General features: G+C 41.3%; 15 protein-coding genes. 14 read left to right on the top strand and 1 reads right to left on the bottom strand.

Features of this window, described 5'->3' with window-relative positions; genetic code table 11:
* Positions 1-1,287 (bottom strand): replication-associated recombination protein A, encoded by a 1,287-nt coding sequence (locus tag QT716_RS03145; protein WP_317934400.1) that lies wholly within the window; start codon positions 1,285-1,287, stop codon positions 1-3.
* Positions 1,288-1,422: 135 nt separating this feature from the next.
* On the opposite strand from QT716_RS03145, the gene cymR reads away from it, so the two are divergent.
* The 14 genes from cymR (at position 1,423) to QT716_RS03075 (ending at position 15,357) form a co-directional block, all read left to right on the top strand.
* The gene (cymR, locus tag QT716_RS03140) at positions 1,423-1,845 is read left to right on the top strand and encodes a cysteine metabolism transcriptional regulator CymR (RefSeq protein WP_317934399.1); all 423 of its coding nucleotides are present in this window, start codon (positions 1,423-1,425) and stop codon (positions 1,843-1,845) included.
* 15 nt (positions 1,846-1,860) lie between these two features.
* Positions 1,861-3,012: a cysteine desulfurase family protein gene (locus tag QT716_RS03135; protein ID WP_317934397.1), complete on the top strand. Its 1,152-nt coding sequence runs from the start codon at positions 1,861-1,863 to the stop codon at positions 3,010-3,012.
* A 21-nt stretch (positions 3,013-3,033) separates the two neighbouring features.
* Entirely contained in the window at positions 3,034-4,155 is a 1,122-nt protein-coding gene (mnmA, locus tag QT716_RS03130; RefSeq protein WP_317934396.1) for a tRNA 2-thiouridine(34) synthase MnmA, read from the top strand.
* 13 nt (positions 4,156-4,168) lie between these two features.
* Positions 4,169-4,846 (top strand): tetratricopeptide repeat protein, encoded by a 678-nt coding sequence (locus tag QT716_RS03125; RefSeq protein ID WP_317934395.1) that lies wholly within the window; start codon positions 4,169-4,171, stop codon positions 4,844-4,846.
* 14 nt (positions 4,847-4,860) lie between these two features.
* Entirely contained in the window at positions 4,861-7,320 is a 2,460-nt protein-coding gene (gene recD2 / locus QT716_RS03120; protein WP_317934393.1) for an SF1B family DNA helicase RecD2, read from the top strand.
* Between the two features lie 350 nt (positions 7,321-7,670).
* Positions 7,671-10,301: an alanine--tRNA ligase gene (gene alaS, locus QT716_RS03115; RefSeq protein ID WP_317934391.1), complete on the top strand. Its 2,631-nt coding sequence runs from the start codon at positions 7,671-7,673 to the stop codon at positions 10,299-10,301.
* 81 nt (positions 10,302-10,382) lie between these two features.
* Positions 10,383-10,655, top strand: coding sequence for an IreB family regulatory phosphoprotein (locus QT716_RS03110; protein ID WP_116016719.1), 273 nt, complete (start codon positions 10,383-10,385; stop codon positions 10,653-10,655).
* The gene (gene ruvX / locus QT716_RS03105; protein ID WP_317934390.1) at positions 10,652-11,071 is read left to right on the top strand and encodes a Holliday junction resolvase RuvX; all 420 of its coding nucleotides are present in this window, start codon (positions 10,652-10,654) and stop codon (positions 11,069-11,071) included. The genes QT716_RS03110 and ruvX overlap by 4 nt, the downstream gene beginning before the upstream one ends.
* A gap of 9 nt (positions 11,072-11,080) precedes the next feature.
* On the top strand, positions 11,081-11,377 hold the full coding sequence (locus tag QT716_RS03100; RefSeq protein ID WP_317934388.1) for a DUF1292 domain-containing protein: 297 nt from the start codon (positions 11,081-11,083) through the stop codon (positions 11,375-11,377).
* 111 nt (positions 11,378-11,488) lie between these two features.
* On the top strand, positions 11,489-12,613 hold the full coding sequence (mltG, locus tag QT716_RS03095; RefSeq protein WP_317934386.1) for an endolytic transglycosylase MltG: 1,125 nt from the start codon (positions 11,489-11,491) through the stop codon (positions 12,611-12,613).
* Positions 12,614-12,637: 24 nt separating this feature from the next.
* Entirely contained in the window at positions 12,638-13,276 is a 639-nt protein-coding gene (locus tag QT716_RS03090; RefSeq protein WP_317934384.1) for an O-methyltransferase, read from the top strand.
* A 32-nt stretch (positions 13,277-13,308) separates the two neighbouring features.
* Complete coding sequence (gene udk / locus QT716_RS03085) at positions 13,309-13,947, top strand: uridine kinase (RefSeq protein ID WP_398292173.1); 639 nt, start codon at positions 13,309-13,311, stop codon at positions 13,945-13,947.
* Positions 13,948-14,050: 103 nt separating this feature from the next.
* On the top strand, positions 14,051-14,524 hold the full coding sequence (gene greA / locus QT716_RS03080) for a transcription elongation factor GreA (RefSeq protein WP_317934380.1): 474 nt from the start codon (positions 14,051-14,053) through the stop codon (positions 14,522-14,524).
* Positions 14,525-14,628: 104 nt separating this feature from the next.
* Positions 14,629-15,357: a YrrS family protein gene (locus QT716_RS03075; protein WP_317934378.1), complete on the top strand. Its 729-nt coding sequence runs from the start codon at positions 14,629-14,631 to the stop codon at positions 15,355-15,357.
* Positions 15,358-15,372: the final 15 nt, after the last annotated feature.

Genomic DNA, 15,372 nt, shown 5'->3' with positions numbered 1-15,372 from the left:
TCATTTCTTTTTCCTGAATTCTTTAAGCCGCTCGTATATAGCTGCACTTTTCTTTTCTTCACCAGCTTGTACGGGTGTATAAAATTGTGCGTTTTTGAGTGTGTCAGGCAAATAAGTTTGGTTAACCCAGCCCCCAAAGGAACCGATTGGATGGTCGTGAGGATAAACATAGCCTCCGTGACCTAGTTTCTCAGACCCTGCATAATGTGTATCTCTCAAATGCATAGGGATATCTCCGGTTTTACCGCTATTTATAGAGGAAATAGCGGCGCTAATGGCCTTATATGCGGAATTCGATTTGGAAGCCAGGCACATTTCGATTACAGCATTCGCAAGGGGAATCTTTGCTTCAGGCATCCCAAGCCGGATTGCTGCATCTGTTGCTGCTAAAACATGAGGCCCGACTTCAGGAGCAGCAAGTCCGATATCTTCATAAGCCATGACGAGTAATCTTCGGTTCACTGAAACTAAATCTCCTGATTCTAACAAGTGTCCTAAATAATAGATTGCAGCATCTGTATCGCTTCCCCGTACAGACTTTTGCAGAGCGGATAACAGATTGTAATGATGAGAACCGTTTTTGTCGCCGAAAACACCAATACGTCCAATTAAATTTTCTATGAGCCAATCTTCTATAATCACTTTGCCGTCTTCTTCATCGGATGCAGAAATAAGAGACTCCAGTAATGTAAGAGCTTTACGGGCATCACCGTTTACCCCTGAAGCAATCTTGTTAAGTTGGTCATCACTAATTTCGATCACTTGTTTACCAAGACCCCGCGTTTCATCCTGCAAAGCTCTTTGGAGCAAAACAAGTAAATCGTCTTCACCTAAACGTTTTAGCTGTAAAATCTCACCACACCTGGAACGGATTGCAGGATTGACATCATGGAAAGGGTTTTCAGTGGTCGCGCCGATTAAAATGACTGAACCGTTTTCAACATGCGGCAAAAGTGTATCTTGTTGAAGTTTATTGAAACGATGAATTTCATCTAAAAATAAAATGACCTTGCCGGTAACACGAGCTTCGTCAACGACTCGTTCTATATCTTTTTTACCAGAAGTAGTTGCATTTAAAGGAATGAATGTTAAATTTGTAGATCCCGCAATCGCATAGGCGAGAGACGTTTTCCCGATGCCAGGTTCACCGTAGAGCAACATGGAAGGCACATGGCCGTTTTTTATCATTCGATATAACGCTGTATCAGGTCCGATGACGTGTTTCTGTCCAGCGATTTCGTCAATTGTTTTCGGACGCATTCTAAACGCTAAAGGTTCGTTATGCATTAGATCCCTGCTTCCATTCAAAAATGTTCTTTAACAATAAGTATACATGTGTAGACGAATGAAGTCATTTCAAGGAATCTAAGCGTTCGAATATGATATACTATCGGAAGCAATTTCTAAAAAAGGACGATGGTAATGAAAATATCTACTAAGGGCCGATATGGTCTTACAATTATTGTGGAACTTGGGAAACGATATGGTGAAGGTCCGGTTCCCTTGCGTAAAATAGCAGAAGAACAAACACTGTCAGAGGCATATTTAGAACAACTGATCCCGCTGCTTAGAAATGGCGGACTTGTAAAAAGTATTAGAGGGGCTTATGGAGGGTACAAACTTTCAAAAGAGCCTTGTGAAATGACTGCAGGGGATGTAATCCGTCTGCTAGAGGGACCAATTCAACTTGTTGAAGGTTTAGAAGAGTCGGGTATCCCTCAGCAATCACTTTGGTTAAAAATTAGTGAAGCAGTCCGGGAAGTCCTTGACACCACAACTATTGAGGATTTAATCCTCGCAGAAAATGATCAAACAACACCAATAGGTTATATGTTTTACATTTAAAGGAGTTAACCTCATATGAAATCACCTATATATTTAGATTACGCGGCTACGACACCTATTCGACCAGAAGTCGCAAGCGTTTATATGGAAGCAATGCAGTCCGTTCCTGGAAATCCTTCCAGCATACATGGCCATGGCAGATTTGCAAGAAAAAAAGTGGATGATGCGAGAAGCGTATTGGCACAATCCATTCATGCGAACCAAAGTGAAATCACTTTCACTTCAGGGGGCACCGAGGCCGATAATTTGGCTATTACTGGGACTGCTATGAGTCGTAAACACCTTGGGAAACACATTATCACGACAGCAATCGAGCACCATGCAGTCCTGACGACATGCGAAGAATTAGAAAAAAGCGGATTCGAAGTAACGTATTTACCTGTAGATCGAAATGGTCGTGTAACAGTTCAACAAGTGGCGGACGCACTAAGGGAAGATACAATTCTCGTTTCGGTTATGTATGGCAATAATGAAGTTGGAACCATTCAGCCGATCCAACAAATTGGAGAGCTGCTGGTAGATCATCAGTCTTGGTTTCATACCGACGCAGTTCAAGCTTACGGTGTTTTACCGATAAATGTGAAGGACCTTCATGTAGATTTACTATCCGTCTCATCCCACAAATTGAACGGTCCAAAAGGTGTGGGCTTTTTATATCAAAAAAAGGGTGTTGAGCTGACGCCGATACTGCATGGCGGTTCACAAGAACGAAAGCGCAGAGCAGGTACAGAAAACGTGCCTTCAATTATTTCGTTTGCAGAAGCAGTCAGACTGTCATCTGAAGAACTGCTTGAAAAAGCTGTTCGTTATACAGGTTTTCAAACAATCATGTCAGATGTATTTAAACAGTCCGATATTCATTTCGAGCCCACACTTGAAGAAGGTACTCCGGTACTACCGCATATCTTTAATGTCTATTTTAAAGGGACGGATATCGAGTCACTGCTTGTGAACTTGGATTTAGACGGTGTTTCAGTTTCTAGTGGTTCGGCTTGTACAGCAGGTTCATTGGAGCCGTCCCATGTACTATCTGCAATGTTTGGTGAGCATTCACCTCGTCTTAGAAGCTCTGTTCGTTTTAGTTTTGGATACGGAATTACAGATGCTGAAGTCCAAGAAGCCGCAGAACGTATCGCGAAAGTTGTTAAACGTACAGCGAAATTATAACCATAAGGGAATGAAAAAATAATGAGAACTACTAAAGAAAACAAAGATACCCGTGTAGTAGTGGGGATGTCTGGAGGAGTGGATTCTTCGGTCGCTGCTTACTTGCTTAAGCAACAGGGATACGAAGTTATCGGGATCTTCATGAAAAACTGGGATGATACTGACGAATTTGGTGTTTGTACTGCAACAGAAGATTATGAAGATGTTATTAGCGTTTGCAACCAAATCGGAATTCCATATTACGCAGTAAATTTCGAACAGCAATATTGGGACAAAGTATTTACGTATTTTTTAGATGAATACAAAGCAGGCAGAACACCAAATCCTGATGTTATGTGTAACAAAGAAATTAAATTCAAAGCATTTCTAGAACATGCTATGAATTTGGGGGCAGACTTCCTTGCAACAGGTCACTACGCAAGAATTGCAGAAACAGAGGACGGCGTGGCGATGCTTCGCGGAGTGGATACAAATAAGGATCAGACATATTTCTTGAACCAGCTTGACCAAGAGCAACTTTCAAAAGTAATGTTCCCGATAGGCGATATGGAAAAGAGCCGGGTTCGTGAAATCGCGGAAGAGGCAGGCCTTGCGACTGCGAAAAAGAAAGACTCAACGGGAATTTGTTTCATAGGAGAACGGAATTTCAAAGAATTCCTTTCAAACTACTTACCTGCTCAACAAGGGGATATGAAAACAATGGCTGGTGAAAAACAAGGCCGGCATGATGGGTTAATGTATTACACAATCGGACAACGGCACGGTCTTGGAATTGGCGGTTCAGGAGAGCCTTGGTTCGTTATCGGCAAAGACTTAAAAACAAATACATTGTTGGTAGGACAAGGTTTTCATCATGACGCGCTCTATTCAGATAGTTTAACAGCGACTGAAATGAGTTTCACGACTGCTCGGAAGTTACCAGAAGAATTCAAGTGCACTGCTAAATTCAGATATCGCCAAGACGACACCAGCGTGACTGTTAAAATGACAGGACCAACAACTGCCGAAGTTATATTTGATACTCCAGTTAGGGCCATTACACCCGGACAGGCAGTTGTCTTATACAACGGCGATGAATGCCTTGGCGGTGGAACGATCGATACCGTCATTAAAGATGGAATAACACTCGACTATGTCGGTTAAGGGAGAGCGTAAAATGGGACACAATGAACAAGCTATAGAGGCATTAGAAGCCGGAAACTTTGAAAAAGCAGTAGCTGAATTTATCAAAGCTGCAGAAGAATCACCCGATGATCCGGTTGGATATGTAAATGTCGGAAACGTTTTTGCATCCATAGGAGATGTGGAAAAAGCGGAACCATTTTTTCAAAAGGCTCTCGTTTTAGATAGCGAAATGGGCACAGCCTATTACGGTCTGGCCAATTTGTACTTTAACCAGGAGAGATACGACGAGGCGACAACGTTATATGAAAAATCAATATCATGCGGTGTGCAAGAAGCAGATGCTTATTTCATGTTAGGGAAAAGCTTAGAACGAGCAGACAAAGGCCGGTTGGCACTGCCTTATTTACAGCGGGCTCTAGAGCTGGCTCCTGACGATCTTGAAATACGTTTGTCCTACGGAATTTTGCTTGCTAACCAAGGGGTATATGATCTGGCTGAAGACCAATTCAAATCAATTTTAGAAGTGGAACCAGAAAACTCGGATGCCCACTTTAACTTAGGGTTCCTCTTTGCGGTGTCTACGGAGGATAAAGAACAGGCTTTACTTCATTTAGAAAAGGCCTTCACAATCGACCCGGAACACGTACAGGCGCGATACGTATATGACATGATTCAAATGGGAGAAGAAAACGATTCTGCTGAAAAGTGAGGTGATCAAGACGTATGGAAAAAACCGATTCAGCAGTTCAAGAAGAACCTTTTTTAATTGGCAGAGCGGTCGTGACGATTTTCCATAATCCTGATAATTTGTTTACGATTGCTAAATTGAAAGTGCGGAAGACGAATTGCTCCTTTGAAGGGAAAGAAATTGTCGTAAAAGGCAGTTTCCCTAAACTAGCCGATGAAGAGGAATATCGCTTTACAGGCAGACTCATAAATCACGCAACCTACGGACAGCAATTTGACGTGAAAACTTTTCAAAAAGAACTGCCCGCAACAGAGACCGGTTTGATTCACTATCTTTCAGGAGATATGTTTCCGGGAATAGGAAGAAAAACTGCTGAAACAATCATTAATCACTTAGGTTCTGAAGCAATCCGGAAAATCATGGAGAATGAAGATGTTTTAGATGAAATTCCGCGCCTTAATTCTGAAAAGAAAGAGACGTTAGTTTCTGTATTACGTGATAATTTAGGTTTGGAACGCACCATTGTGAAATTGAATGAATGGGGTTTTGGACCGCAAATTGCTATGAGAATTTATCAGACATATCGGGAAGATACTATAGAAAAACTTACTGAAAATCCCTATCGTCTGATAGAAGATGTGGAAGGTGTTGGATTTCAGCGCGCGGATGATCTTGGCAGACAATTAGGTATTACTGGAACACATACTTCCAGGATTCAAGCTGCCATTTTGCACACTATTAGTAATGGGATTCTTTCAAGCGGCCATGTTTACCTGGAGGCAGTTCAAGTACTGCCTGAAGTGAAACGCTTATTGGAATCCAGTCAGCCTGAAGAAATTGCTTTTAAGTTAATATCTACAGCAATAATAGAATTAGTGGACGAAAGTCGTTTGAGTGCAGAGCAAAGACGGCTCTATCTGCCATCATTATATTTTTCGGAATTAGGAATTGCGGCAAAAATGGAGCGGATATTAGATCAGGATCGAGAGAATACGTTTCCATCTTCAGAAATAAGAAAAGCGATTGGGGAGACTGAGGACCGTTTTGATGTCAGCTACGCTGAAACACAAATCGATGCAATAGAAAAGGCGTTAAATTCTCCTGCAATGATTTTGACAGGCGGACCGGGAACAGGGAAAACCACTGTCGTCAGAGGGCTTGTAGAAGTGTATGCGGAACTGCATGGACTTACACTAGATCCAAAAGAGTACGCCAAAAAGGAAGAGCCATTCCCAATCATTCTGGCAGCACCTACGGGCCGTGCTGCGAAACGACTTTCAGAATCTACTGGCCTTCCTGCAATGACCATACACCGCCTTCTAGGATTTACAGGACAAGAAAAAGAAGAAGAAACAGAACGTGAAATTAAAGCGAGGCTAATCATTATTGATGAGGCCTCAATGTTAGATACATGGCTTGCACATCAATTATTGAAAGCGATAGATGATGACGCGCAGGTTCTCTTTGTCGGAGACCAAGATCAGCTTCCATCAGTTGGACCTGGCCAAGTGCTTCGCGACTTTTTGGAGTCCGGGACAATCCCTGTTGTCGAATTGACAGAGATATATCGACAAAGCGCAGGATCGACAATCATTGAATTGGCGCATGCGATTAAAAGGTCAGAACCTCTAGGGGATTTAGCATTGAAAACTTCAGACCGTTCGTTCATAAGGACGGATGCAGACCAGGTAACTGCGGTTGTGAGCCAGATTGTTAAGAATGCATTAGTAAAAGGCCAAGCGATTAAAGATATCCAAGTACTTGCGCCCATGTATAAGGGACCGGCGGGGATTGATGCTCTGAATGGTATGATTCAGGAAATGGTAAATCCTGCTGCGCCCGGACGGAAAGAAGTAACTTTTGGAGATGTTGTTTATCGAATAGGAGACCGCGTACTTCAGCTTGTCAATCAACCTGAAAGTAACGTCTTTAATGGTGATATGGGCGAAGTCATTTCGATATTAAAAGCTAAGGAAACGATAGAAAAGAAAGATTTAATGGTAGTATCATTTGATGGGATTGAAGTGACATATGAGAGATCCGATCTTAATCAGCTGACACTGGCGTATTGCTGCTCCATTCACAAGTCTCAAGGGAGTGAATTTCCAACTGTTATTATGCCGGTTGTTCGCAGTCACCGTAAGATGCTAAGGCGCAATTTGCTCTATACAGGCATTACTAGAGCTAAAAACTTCCTGATATTATGCGGCAGTCCGACAGAATTCAACGATGGAATCGCACGTATGGATGAACGTGAACGGCAAACAACTTTAAAACAAAGATTACGTGGAGAAAGCCCAGAAGTTATCGTTGAAAAAACAAATGATGAAGTGGATTCAACAGTAACTGTTGAAGTTTCTACTGAAAGTGATCAAAGCAGACAAACAACTAAGCAATTGCCGCAAATACTATCGATGGAGACTGTACTTGAGGTGGACCCAATGGTAGGAATGAATGGCGAAACACCATATGACTTTATGCAGAGTGTGGATTGACAACACTTTCGTACTTCCTTATAATCCAAGTATAGCTCGAATACTAAACACATTGATGGAGAAAATATACAGACTTAAGTGTGTATAGAGAGGCTTCCCATGGCTGAAAGGGAGCTCACACTGAACTTGTATAAATGCTACTCCGGAGTGCGGGAAAACCCCGCCGTATGCCGCGTTAAGGCAACTCAAGATGCCGAAGTTTCGATTATCGGCAATGAGGGTGGTACCGCGAACAGCACTTCGTCCCTTTCCAGGGGCGGAGTTTTTTTATTTTTCCACATATTAATTGGGATAGTAGAGCATTAAATAATCCGTTACTTAACTTAGCCATTTCCAAGGAGGAATTGACGATGAAATCACTTACAGCATCCGAAATACGAAGTTTGTTTTTAGACTACTTTAAAACGAAAGGGCATGACATTGAGCCCTCAGCACCATTAGTGCCAATCGATGATGCTTCATTGTTATGGATTAATAGCGGCGTTGCAACACTTAAGAAGTACTTTGACGGCCGTGTGGTTCCAAAAAACCCTCGGATCGTAAATGCTCAAAAATCGATTCGGACAAATGATATTGAAAACGTCGGGAAAACAGCTCGACACCATACATTTTTTGAAATGTTGGGGAACTTTTCGATCGGAGATTATTTCAAAGAGGAAGCTATTGTTTTTGCATGGGAATTCTTAACCCATCCGGATTGGATTGGCTTCAATCCAGACTTGTTGTCTATTACAATTCATCCTGAAGATGAAGAGGCGCATGCAATCTGGAAAGATAAAATCGGCTTGCCGGAAGAGCGTATTATCCGTCTTGAAGGGAATTTCTGGGATATCGGGGAAGGTCCAAGCGGGCCAAACTCTGAAATCTTTTATGACCGCGGACCGTCTTACGGAGACGATTTTTCCGATCCTGAACTTTACCCAGGCGGTGAAAATGATCGCTACTTAGAAATTTGGAACTTGGTCTTTTCAGAATTCAATCACAATCCTGATCATACGTACACACCGCTTCCTAAGAAAAATATTGATACGGGAATGGGTCTTGAACGGATGGCATCAGTTTTACAAGAAGTCCCAACTAACTTCGATACAGATCTCTTCCTGCCAATTATCAAAGCTGTTGAAGAAGTTTCTGATGAATCCTATGGCAAGGATGATTCAAAAGATACAGCATTCAAAGTTGTTGCAGACCATATTCGAACAGTTGCATTTGCGATTGGGGATGGGGCTTTACCTTCGAATGAAGGAAGAGGGTATGTCTTAAGACGCTTGTTACGTCGCGCAGTCCGGTTTGCGAAGCAGCTTGGCATTGATCGGCCATTCATGTATAACCTAGTTCCTATTGTTGCCGATAAGATGGAAGACTTCTATCCACAAGTAAAAGCGAAGCAAGAGTTCATCATGAAGGTAATAAAGAATGAAGAAGATCGTTTCCATGAGACATTGGCAGAAGGTATGAGTATGTTAAATGGGATTTTAAAATCGGCTAAATCTAAAGATGAACCAGTCATTTCAGGTGCAGATGCATTCCGATTGTATGATACGTATGGATTCCCATTTGAACTGACAGAAGAATTTGCTGAAGAAGCAGGTGTCGAAGTAGACGAAGTTGGTTTCCGCAGTGAAATGGAAGCCCAAAGAAAACGTGCAAGAAGTGCTCGGCAGGATGTAGATTCCATGAGTGTTCAATCGGGAGTTCTAGGAGATATCCATGAAGCTAGTGAATTTATTGGTTATGAACAATTGGAAAGCGAATCGAAAATTGTCGTTCTTTTGAAAGACGGGGCACTTATAGATTACGCAACAGTAAATGACGAAATTCAATTCATCCTTGATAGAACACCGTTCTATGCGGAAAGTGGCGGTCAGATTGCAGATAAGGGAATTATCCAAAATGATTCGTTCGTAGCCGATGTGACTTCAGTTAAAAAAGCACCTAATGGACAGCATCTGCATACTGCAATTGTTCGATCAGGAGAAGTAGCACCTTCTACATTTGTACGCGCGCAAGTAAACAAAGCGGATCGATCGCTGACTGTTAAGAATCATACAGCAACACACTTGCTTCACAAAGCGTTAAAAACAGTTTTAGGTGAACACGTGAACCAAGCAGGTTCTTATGTTGGTCCAGACCGCTTACGCTTCGACTTCTCTCATTTTGGACAAGTGACGAAGGAAGAACTTGAACAAATCGAACAAATCGTAAACGAAAAGATTTGGGAAGACATTGCAGTTTCGATTGAACAAAAGGGAATTGCAGAAGCGAAAGAGATGGGTGCAATGGCACTCTTCGGAGAGAAGTATGGAGATGTGGTCCGTGTGGTTTCTGTAGGAGACTATTCACTAGAGTTATGCGGAGGCTGCCACGTTCACTCAAGTGGGGAAATCGGTATCTTTAAAATAGAATCTGAAGGCGGAATTGGTGCAGGCACAAGACGTATTGAAGCTGTTACGGCAAAACAAGCGTATCGGTCATTCAAGGAAGAGCAAGCTATTTTAGTTGAAGCAGCCACTATTTTGAAGTCAAACGTAAAAGAGCTGCCTGCTAAAACTTCTTCATTCCTTTCAGACTTTAAAGAATTGCAGCGAGAAAATGATTCCCTATCTGCGAAATTAGGAAATAGTCAGCTTACAGATGTATTAGCGAATGCTAAACAAATAGATGACATGACGGTCATTGCAGCACGTGTTGATACGAAAGACAATAACGCGCTTCGACAAATGATTGATGAGCTGAAACAAAAGGTTGATAAGGGTGTAATTGTGTTAGGGGCAGCATCTGAAGGCAAAGTGATGTTAGCAGCTGGAGTTACAGCTGATTTGAAGGGTGAGCAGCATGCTGGGAAAATTGTAAGTCATATTGCGTCATTATGCGGAGGTAAAGGCGGCGGTCGACCTGATATGGCGATGGCTGGAGCAAAAGATGTCACAAAACTTGATGAAGCGCTTCTTTCCGTGTATGATTATGTCAAATCTGTTTAACTGAATTCGGCGGCTGTTTTGTGTCTCCTTAGGGCACTAAACAGACTGCTGATCGGACGAATTGAAAGCGGGGTGTCGATTGTGAATTCATATGACAAAACGATGAAGTTCAATTTTCCTGAGGAATCTATGGAGCAAGAAGTCAAACAGGTTATGCTCCATGTGTACAAAGCATTAGAGGAAAAAGGTTACAATCCCATTAATCAGCTTGTAGGCTATCTGCTCTCAGGTGATCCTGCTTATATCCCGCGCCACGAGGATGCTCGTAATATGGTCCGTAAGCTGGAGCGGGATGAAATTCTGGAAGAGCTTGTGAAGTTCTACATCCGTGAAAACGGAGGAAGTAAGAATTGAGAATCATGGGCTTGGATGTAGGTTCTAAAACTGTAGGCATTGCAATTAGTGATGCAATGGGATGGACAGCTCAAGGGATTGAAACTGTTAAAATTGACGAAGAGACAGGGAACTTAGGTATGAAACGCATTAAGGAACTTGTCAAAGAGTATAACGTCACTTCTTTTGTAGTTGGCCATCCAAAAAACATGAATAATTCGATTGGTCCACGGGCAGAAGCATCCGAACGTTATGCCAAGTTATTGCATGATAAGTTCGACATGCCAGCCGTACTGTGGGATGAACGGTTAACAACTATGGCCGCAGAAAGAATGCTAATCGAAGCTGACGTAAGTCGAAAGAAACGAAAGACAGTCATCGATAAGATGGCAGCAGTCATGATTCTGCAAGGATATCTTGACTCAAAAATTAGATGAGGTGATCAAATGGAACACGGTATGGAGACAATGACAATAGTAGATGAAAACGGACAAGAGCACGTTTGTGAAGTGATTTTCACTTTTGAATCAGAAGACTATGGAAAATCTTACGTTCTTTATCACGTACTAGGCGACGAGCCAAAAGACGACGATGAAGAAATTGAAATCTTTGCATCGAGTTTTGTTCCTTCTGAAGACGGAGAAGACGGCGATCTTATGCCCGTTGAATCTGACGAAGAATGGGAAATGATTGAAGAAGTATTCGGCACTTTCTTGGATGAGCAAGACGAAGAAGACGAGTAAGCCATAGACGGCACGTACGGAACGGTGCACACCGTTCCGTTTTTTTCATTGTGGCTAAATTGTTTTAAAATGGACTTACTTGTGATACCAGCAGAAAGAGGTGACACCTGAATGGCGAAAGGTTCAAAAAAAGAAGTCATGTTTGAACGTATGCAGGAACAAAAAAAAGAAGTGAAAGTTGTACGTAAAATTGTCTTTTGGATTGCACTTGCACTAATAGTAGCTGTTGCATTAGGCGGATTTTTTGGATACCGATACATAAAAAGTGCTCTTGAGCCAATGGAAGCGGATTCGGACAAAAAAGTGGTGGTAGAGATTCCAATAGGTTCGGGATTGGACACAATATCACAAATCCTTGAAGAAAAAGGATTGATTCAAAATGCTAAGATTTTCAAATACTATGCAAAAGTGAACAATGAATCTGATTTTCAAGCAGGTACCTATGATTTAACTAAGTCGATGACGCCTGATGAATTACTTAAAAGCTTGAAAACCGGAAAAGTCTATCGGACTCCTGTCTTCACATTGACTATTCCGGAAGGCCTGACTGTAGAGCAGATTGCCGATAAGGTTGCATCGAAGACTTCCATTTCAAATAAAGATTTTATAGCGTATATCGATGCGGATTCTACAATTGAAATGTTAAAAGCATCTTACCCTCAAATCGTAACAGACGAAGTGAAAAATGAGGAAATTCGACATCCATTGGAAGGATATCTGTTCCCAGCAACGTATCCATTCTATGAAGATGAACCAACCGTACAAACCGTGGTGGAAACATTCCTAAACGGAACAAAAACAAATGTAGTCCCGTACCTAGGTGCACTAGAAGAAAAAAAGAAATCAGTTCATTGGTTATTGACTTTTGCGTCGCTGCTTGAACGTGAAGCAACTGCACAAGCAGATCGTCAGACCATTGCTAGTGTTTTTTACAATCGTATAGAAGCGGACATGCCGTTACAAACAGACCCTACTGTCCTCTATTCACTTGGTGAACATAAGGATAAAGTAACCCATAAAGACTTGGAAGTAAAGAACGCGTACAATACGTATCAAAACAAAGGATTACCGCCAGGTCCTATAGCAGCACCAGGTGCGGAGTCGATTGAAGCGGTTATAGACCCTTCAGACACAGGATACTTGTATTTTCTAGCGGACAAAACAGGTAAAAATCATTTCGCTAAAACCTATGAACAACACTTGGAATACAAAGCGAAATATATAGATGGGAAGTAACGGAGTAAGGATGGAGTTAGTATAATGACAAATTATGAGTCATACAAGTTGAAATTCGATACCGGCGTAGATTCGTTGGTGACTGAAATGGAACAAGATGCTAAAGAGAACTTTGTTCCCATTATGGAGCGAAGCGGGATTGACACATTTATCGGGTTGTTGAAAATTCAACAACCTGACACTTTACTTGAAATCGGCAGTGCAATCGGTTATTCTGCTATTCGAATTGCGAAATCGTTTCCGGAACTTCATATTTCTACAATTGAAAGGGACGAAGTGCGTCATGCAAAAGCGGTGGATTATATTCAGCGTGCGCATTTAGAGGGCAGAATATCATTATTTAAAGAGGATGCACTGACACTTAATACCGACCTGCTTCCTGAATCTTTATACGATGCGTTATTTATCGATGCAGCAAAAGGTCAATACAAACGATTTTTTGAAAAGTATGCTGCGCTTGTTAAGCCTGGCGGCATTATCTACTGCGATAATATGTTTATGCATGGAATGGTATTCGTAGAAGAACAAGAAGTTCCAAAGCGAAACCGAACGATGATTCGTAATTTAAAGGCCTTTACAGAATGGATCATGGCTAATCCAGAGTATGAAACTTCCTTGCTTCCTGTAGGTGATGGAATCTTAATTGCTCGTAAAAATGATTGACTTCAGCAGCTGGAGAGGAGGAGTTTTATAAGATGAGTACTCAAAAACCATTAGTTATTGGAATTGCCGGAGGCTCCGGATCAGGAAAAACCAGTGTGACAAAGAAGATTCATCATGTCTTTAAAGAGCATTCCGTCGTTGTAATTGAACAAGACTTTTACTATAAAGACCAATCGCACTTAGAATTTGAAGAACGTCTGTCAACTAATTACGATCACCCGTTGGCATTTGACACAGATTTGTTAATAGAGGATATCGAAAAGCTTCTTATTAGACAGTCGATTGAAAAACCGGTTTACGACTATGAGCTCCATACCCGTTCACACAAAAGAATCGCAATTGAACCTAAAGATGTAATCATACTCGAGGGTATTTTAATATTAGAAGACAAGCGGTTGCGAAATTTAATGGATATCAAATTGTTTGTGGATACCGATGCGGATTTACGCATCATCCGCAGAATATTAAGGGATATCAATGAGCGAGGAAGAACAATCGAATCAGTCATTGACCAATATATGAGCGTGGTTCGTCCAATGCATAACCAATTTATTGAACCGACGAAACGTTATGCAGATATAATTATTCCGGAAGGCGGCCATAATGAGGTCGCAATTGACTTAATGGTAACGAAAATAAAAACAATTCTTGATTCTGGTAATGATTTGTAATATGATGTTGTCAGATATTCATATAACAAACACTATGTCGCATACCTTATGAAAAGGTGCGACATATTATTTTGACGATTTTGCGAAAATGAGGAGTGAGGAAATGGTCTCTGAAAAAAAGTATCCAATGACTATTGCAGGTAAACAAAAGTTAGAAGAAGAATTGGAAATCATGAAGACTGTAAAACGTAAAGAAGTTGTAGAACGTATTAAAATTGCTAGAAGTTATGGTGACCTTTCTGAGAACTCGGAATACGATTCTGCTAAAGAAGACCAAGCATTCATCGAAGGAAAGATTTCATCATTAGAGTCTATGATCCGAAATTCAGTGATCATCTCCGAAGATACACGTACAGATGAAGCGCAACTTGGCAGCACGGTGACGTTTAAAGAAATCCCGGGCGGGGAAATTGAAACATATACAATCGTTGGATCTGCAGAAGCCGATCCGTTAGAAGGTTTGATTTCCAATGATTCACCTATCGCTAAAGGAATTTTAGGGCATAAAAAAGGTGATAAGGTTAAAATCATTACACCGGGCGGCGAAATGCAAGTTGAAATAACAGAAGTGAAGTAAGATATTATGCCGCCTTCAAAAGAGGCGGCTTTTTTTGTGAAACTTCATATTGTGGATAAACGTCCAATCGTTTGTAGTGTCGAGGTTAAAGGAGATGATTGTCAATGAGTGAACAAAAACCTGAATTTTCAAGAGTACGCCGAAAAAAACAGAACAATAAAGCAAACAAGCTTCTAAACTGGATGATCGCGATTGTTGTTCTATTAATTGTTTTAGTAGGTGTGAAAATACTAACAAGTGACAGTACACCTGATAAGGAACAAGCTGCTGTATCCGAAAATGCATCAGATAACGAATTGAATGATGATGAAGACAGTGCAGATGTGAATTCAAATAATGATGCATCGGTTTCGGATGAGGAAGACTCCTCTGAAGAAGGAACAGTAAATGATAAAGACGATGATGAAGACAAAGATAAGGAAAATGATAAAGAGAAAGACAAAGACAAAGACAAAGATGAAGACAAGGAAAGTGACAAAGAAGGAACAGTCACGTATAGCGCGAGTGAAGACTCGGTAGTGGATGAAACTATGACAAATACTTCTTGGGAACCAATAGGGACATCCCAGTCTGGCAATCATGTATCGCAATACGATGGGGCATCTGCTGACTGGCAAGAAAAACAACAGGCACTAGCATACGCAACAGGTATGTCACAAGACGAAATGATTTTCTGGAAGATTAAAAACGGCGGGAGCCCGCAAAAATCAATAGGAATTGTTTCATCTAAAGATAAAAGCAAGAAGTTTAGAGTTTATTTGGAATGGGTGGACGGCGAAGGTTGGAAACCAACTCAAATGGACATTTTAAACACGCTAGACTTCAAGTACTAAAAGATATTTATAGAA

Source organism: Sporosarcina aquimarina (assembly GCF_033253705.1).
Taxonomy (GTDB): Bacteria; Bacillota; Bacilli; order Bacillales_A; family Planococcaceae; genus Sporosarcina; species Sporosarcina aquimarina.
This window is presented reverse-complemented; position numbering and strand designations above follow the sequence as displayed.

Coding starts and splice junctions, on each gene's coding strand:
- mnmA (WP_317934396.1), top strand. CDS start 3,034: ATGAGAACTACTAAAGAAAACAAAGATACCCGTGTAGTAGTGGGGATG.
- recD2 (WP_317934393.1), top strand. CDS start 4,861: ATGGAAAAAACCGATTCAGCAGTTCAAGAAGAACCTTTTTTAATTGGC.
- QT716_RS03145 (WP_317934400.1), bottom strand. CDS start 1,287: ATGCATAACGAACCTTTAGCGTTTAGAATGCGTCCGAAAACAATTGAC.
- QT716_RS03135 (WP_317934397.1), top strand. CDS start 1,861: ATGAAATCACCTATATATTTAGATTACGCGGCTACGACACCTATTCGA.
- QT716_RS03075 (WP_317934378.1), top strand. CDS start 14,629: ATGAGTGAACAAAAACCTGAATTTTCAAGAGTACGCCGAAAAAAACAG.
- QT716_RS03100 (WP_317934388.1), top strand. CDS start 11,081: ATGGAACACGGTATGGAGACAATGACAATAGTAGATGAAAACGGACAA.
- udk (WP_398292173.1), top strand. CDS start 13,309: ATGAGTACTCAAAAACCATTAGTTATTGGAATTGCCGGAGGCTCCGGA.
- greA (WP_317934380.1), top strand. CDS start 14,051: ATGGTCTCTGAAAAAAAGTATCCAATGACTATTGCAGGTAAACAAAAG.
- mltG (WP_317934386.1), top strand. CDS start 11,489: ATGGCGAAAGGTTCAAAAAAAGAAGTCATGTTTGAACGTATGCAGGAA.
- QT716_RS03090 (WP_317934384.1), top strand. CDS start 12,638: ATGACAAATTATGAGTCATACAAGTTGAAATTCGATACCGGCGTAGAT.
- QT716_RS03125 (WP_317934395.1), top strand. CDS start 4,169: ATGGGACACAATGAACAAGCTATAGAGGCATTAGAAGCCGGAAACTTT.
- alaS (WP_317934391.1), top strand. CDS start 7,671: ATGAAATCACTTACAGCATCCGAAATACGAAGTTTGTTTTTAGACTAC.
- cymR (WP_317934399.1), top strand. CDS start 1,423: ATGAAAATATCTACTAAGGGCCGATATGGTCTTACAATTATTGTGGAA.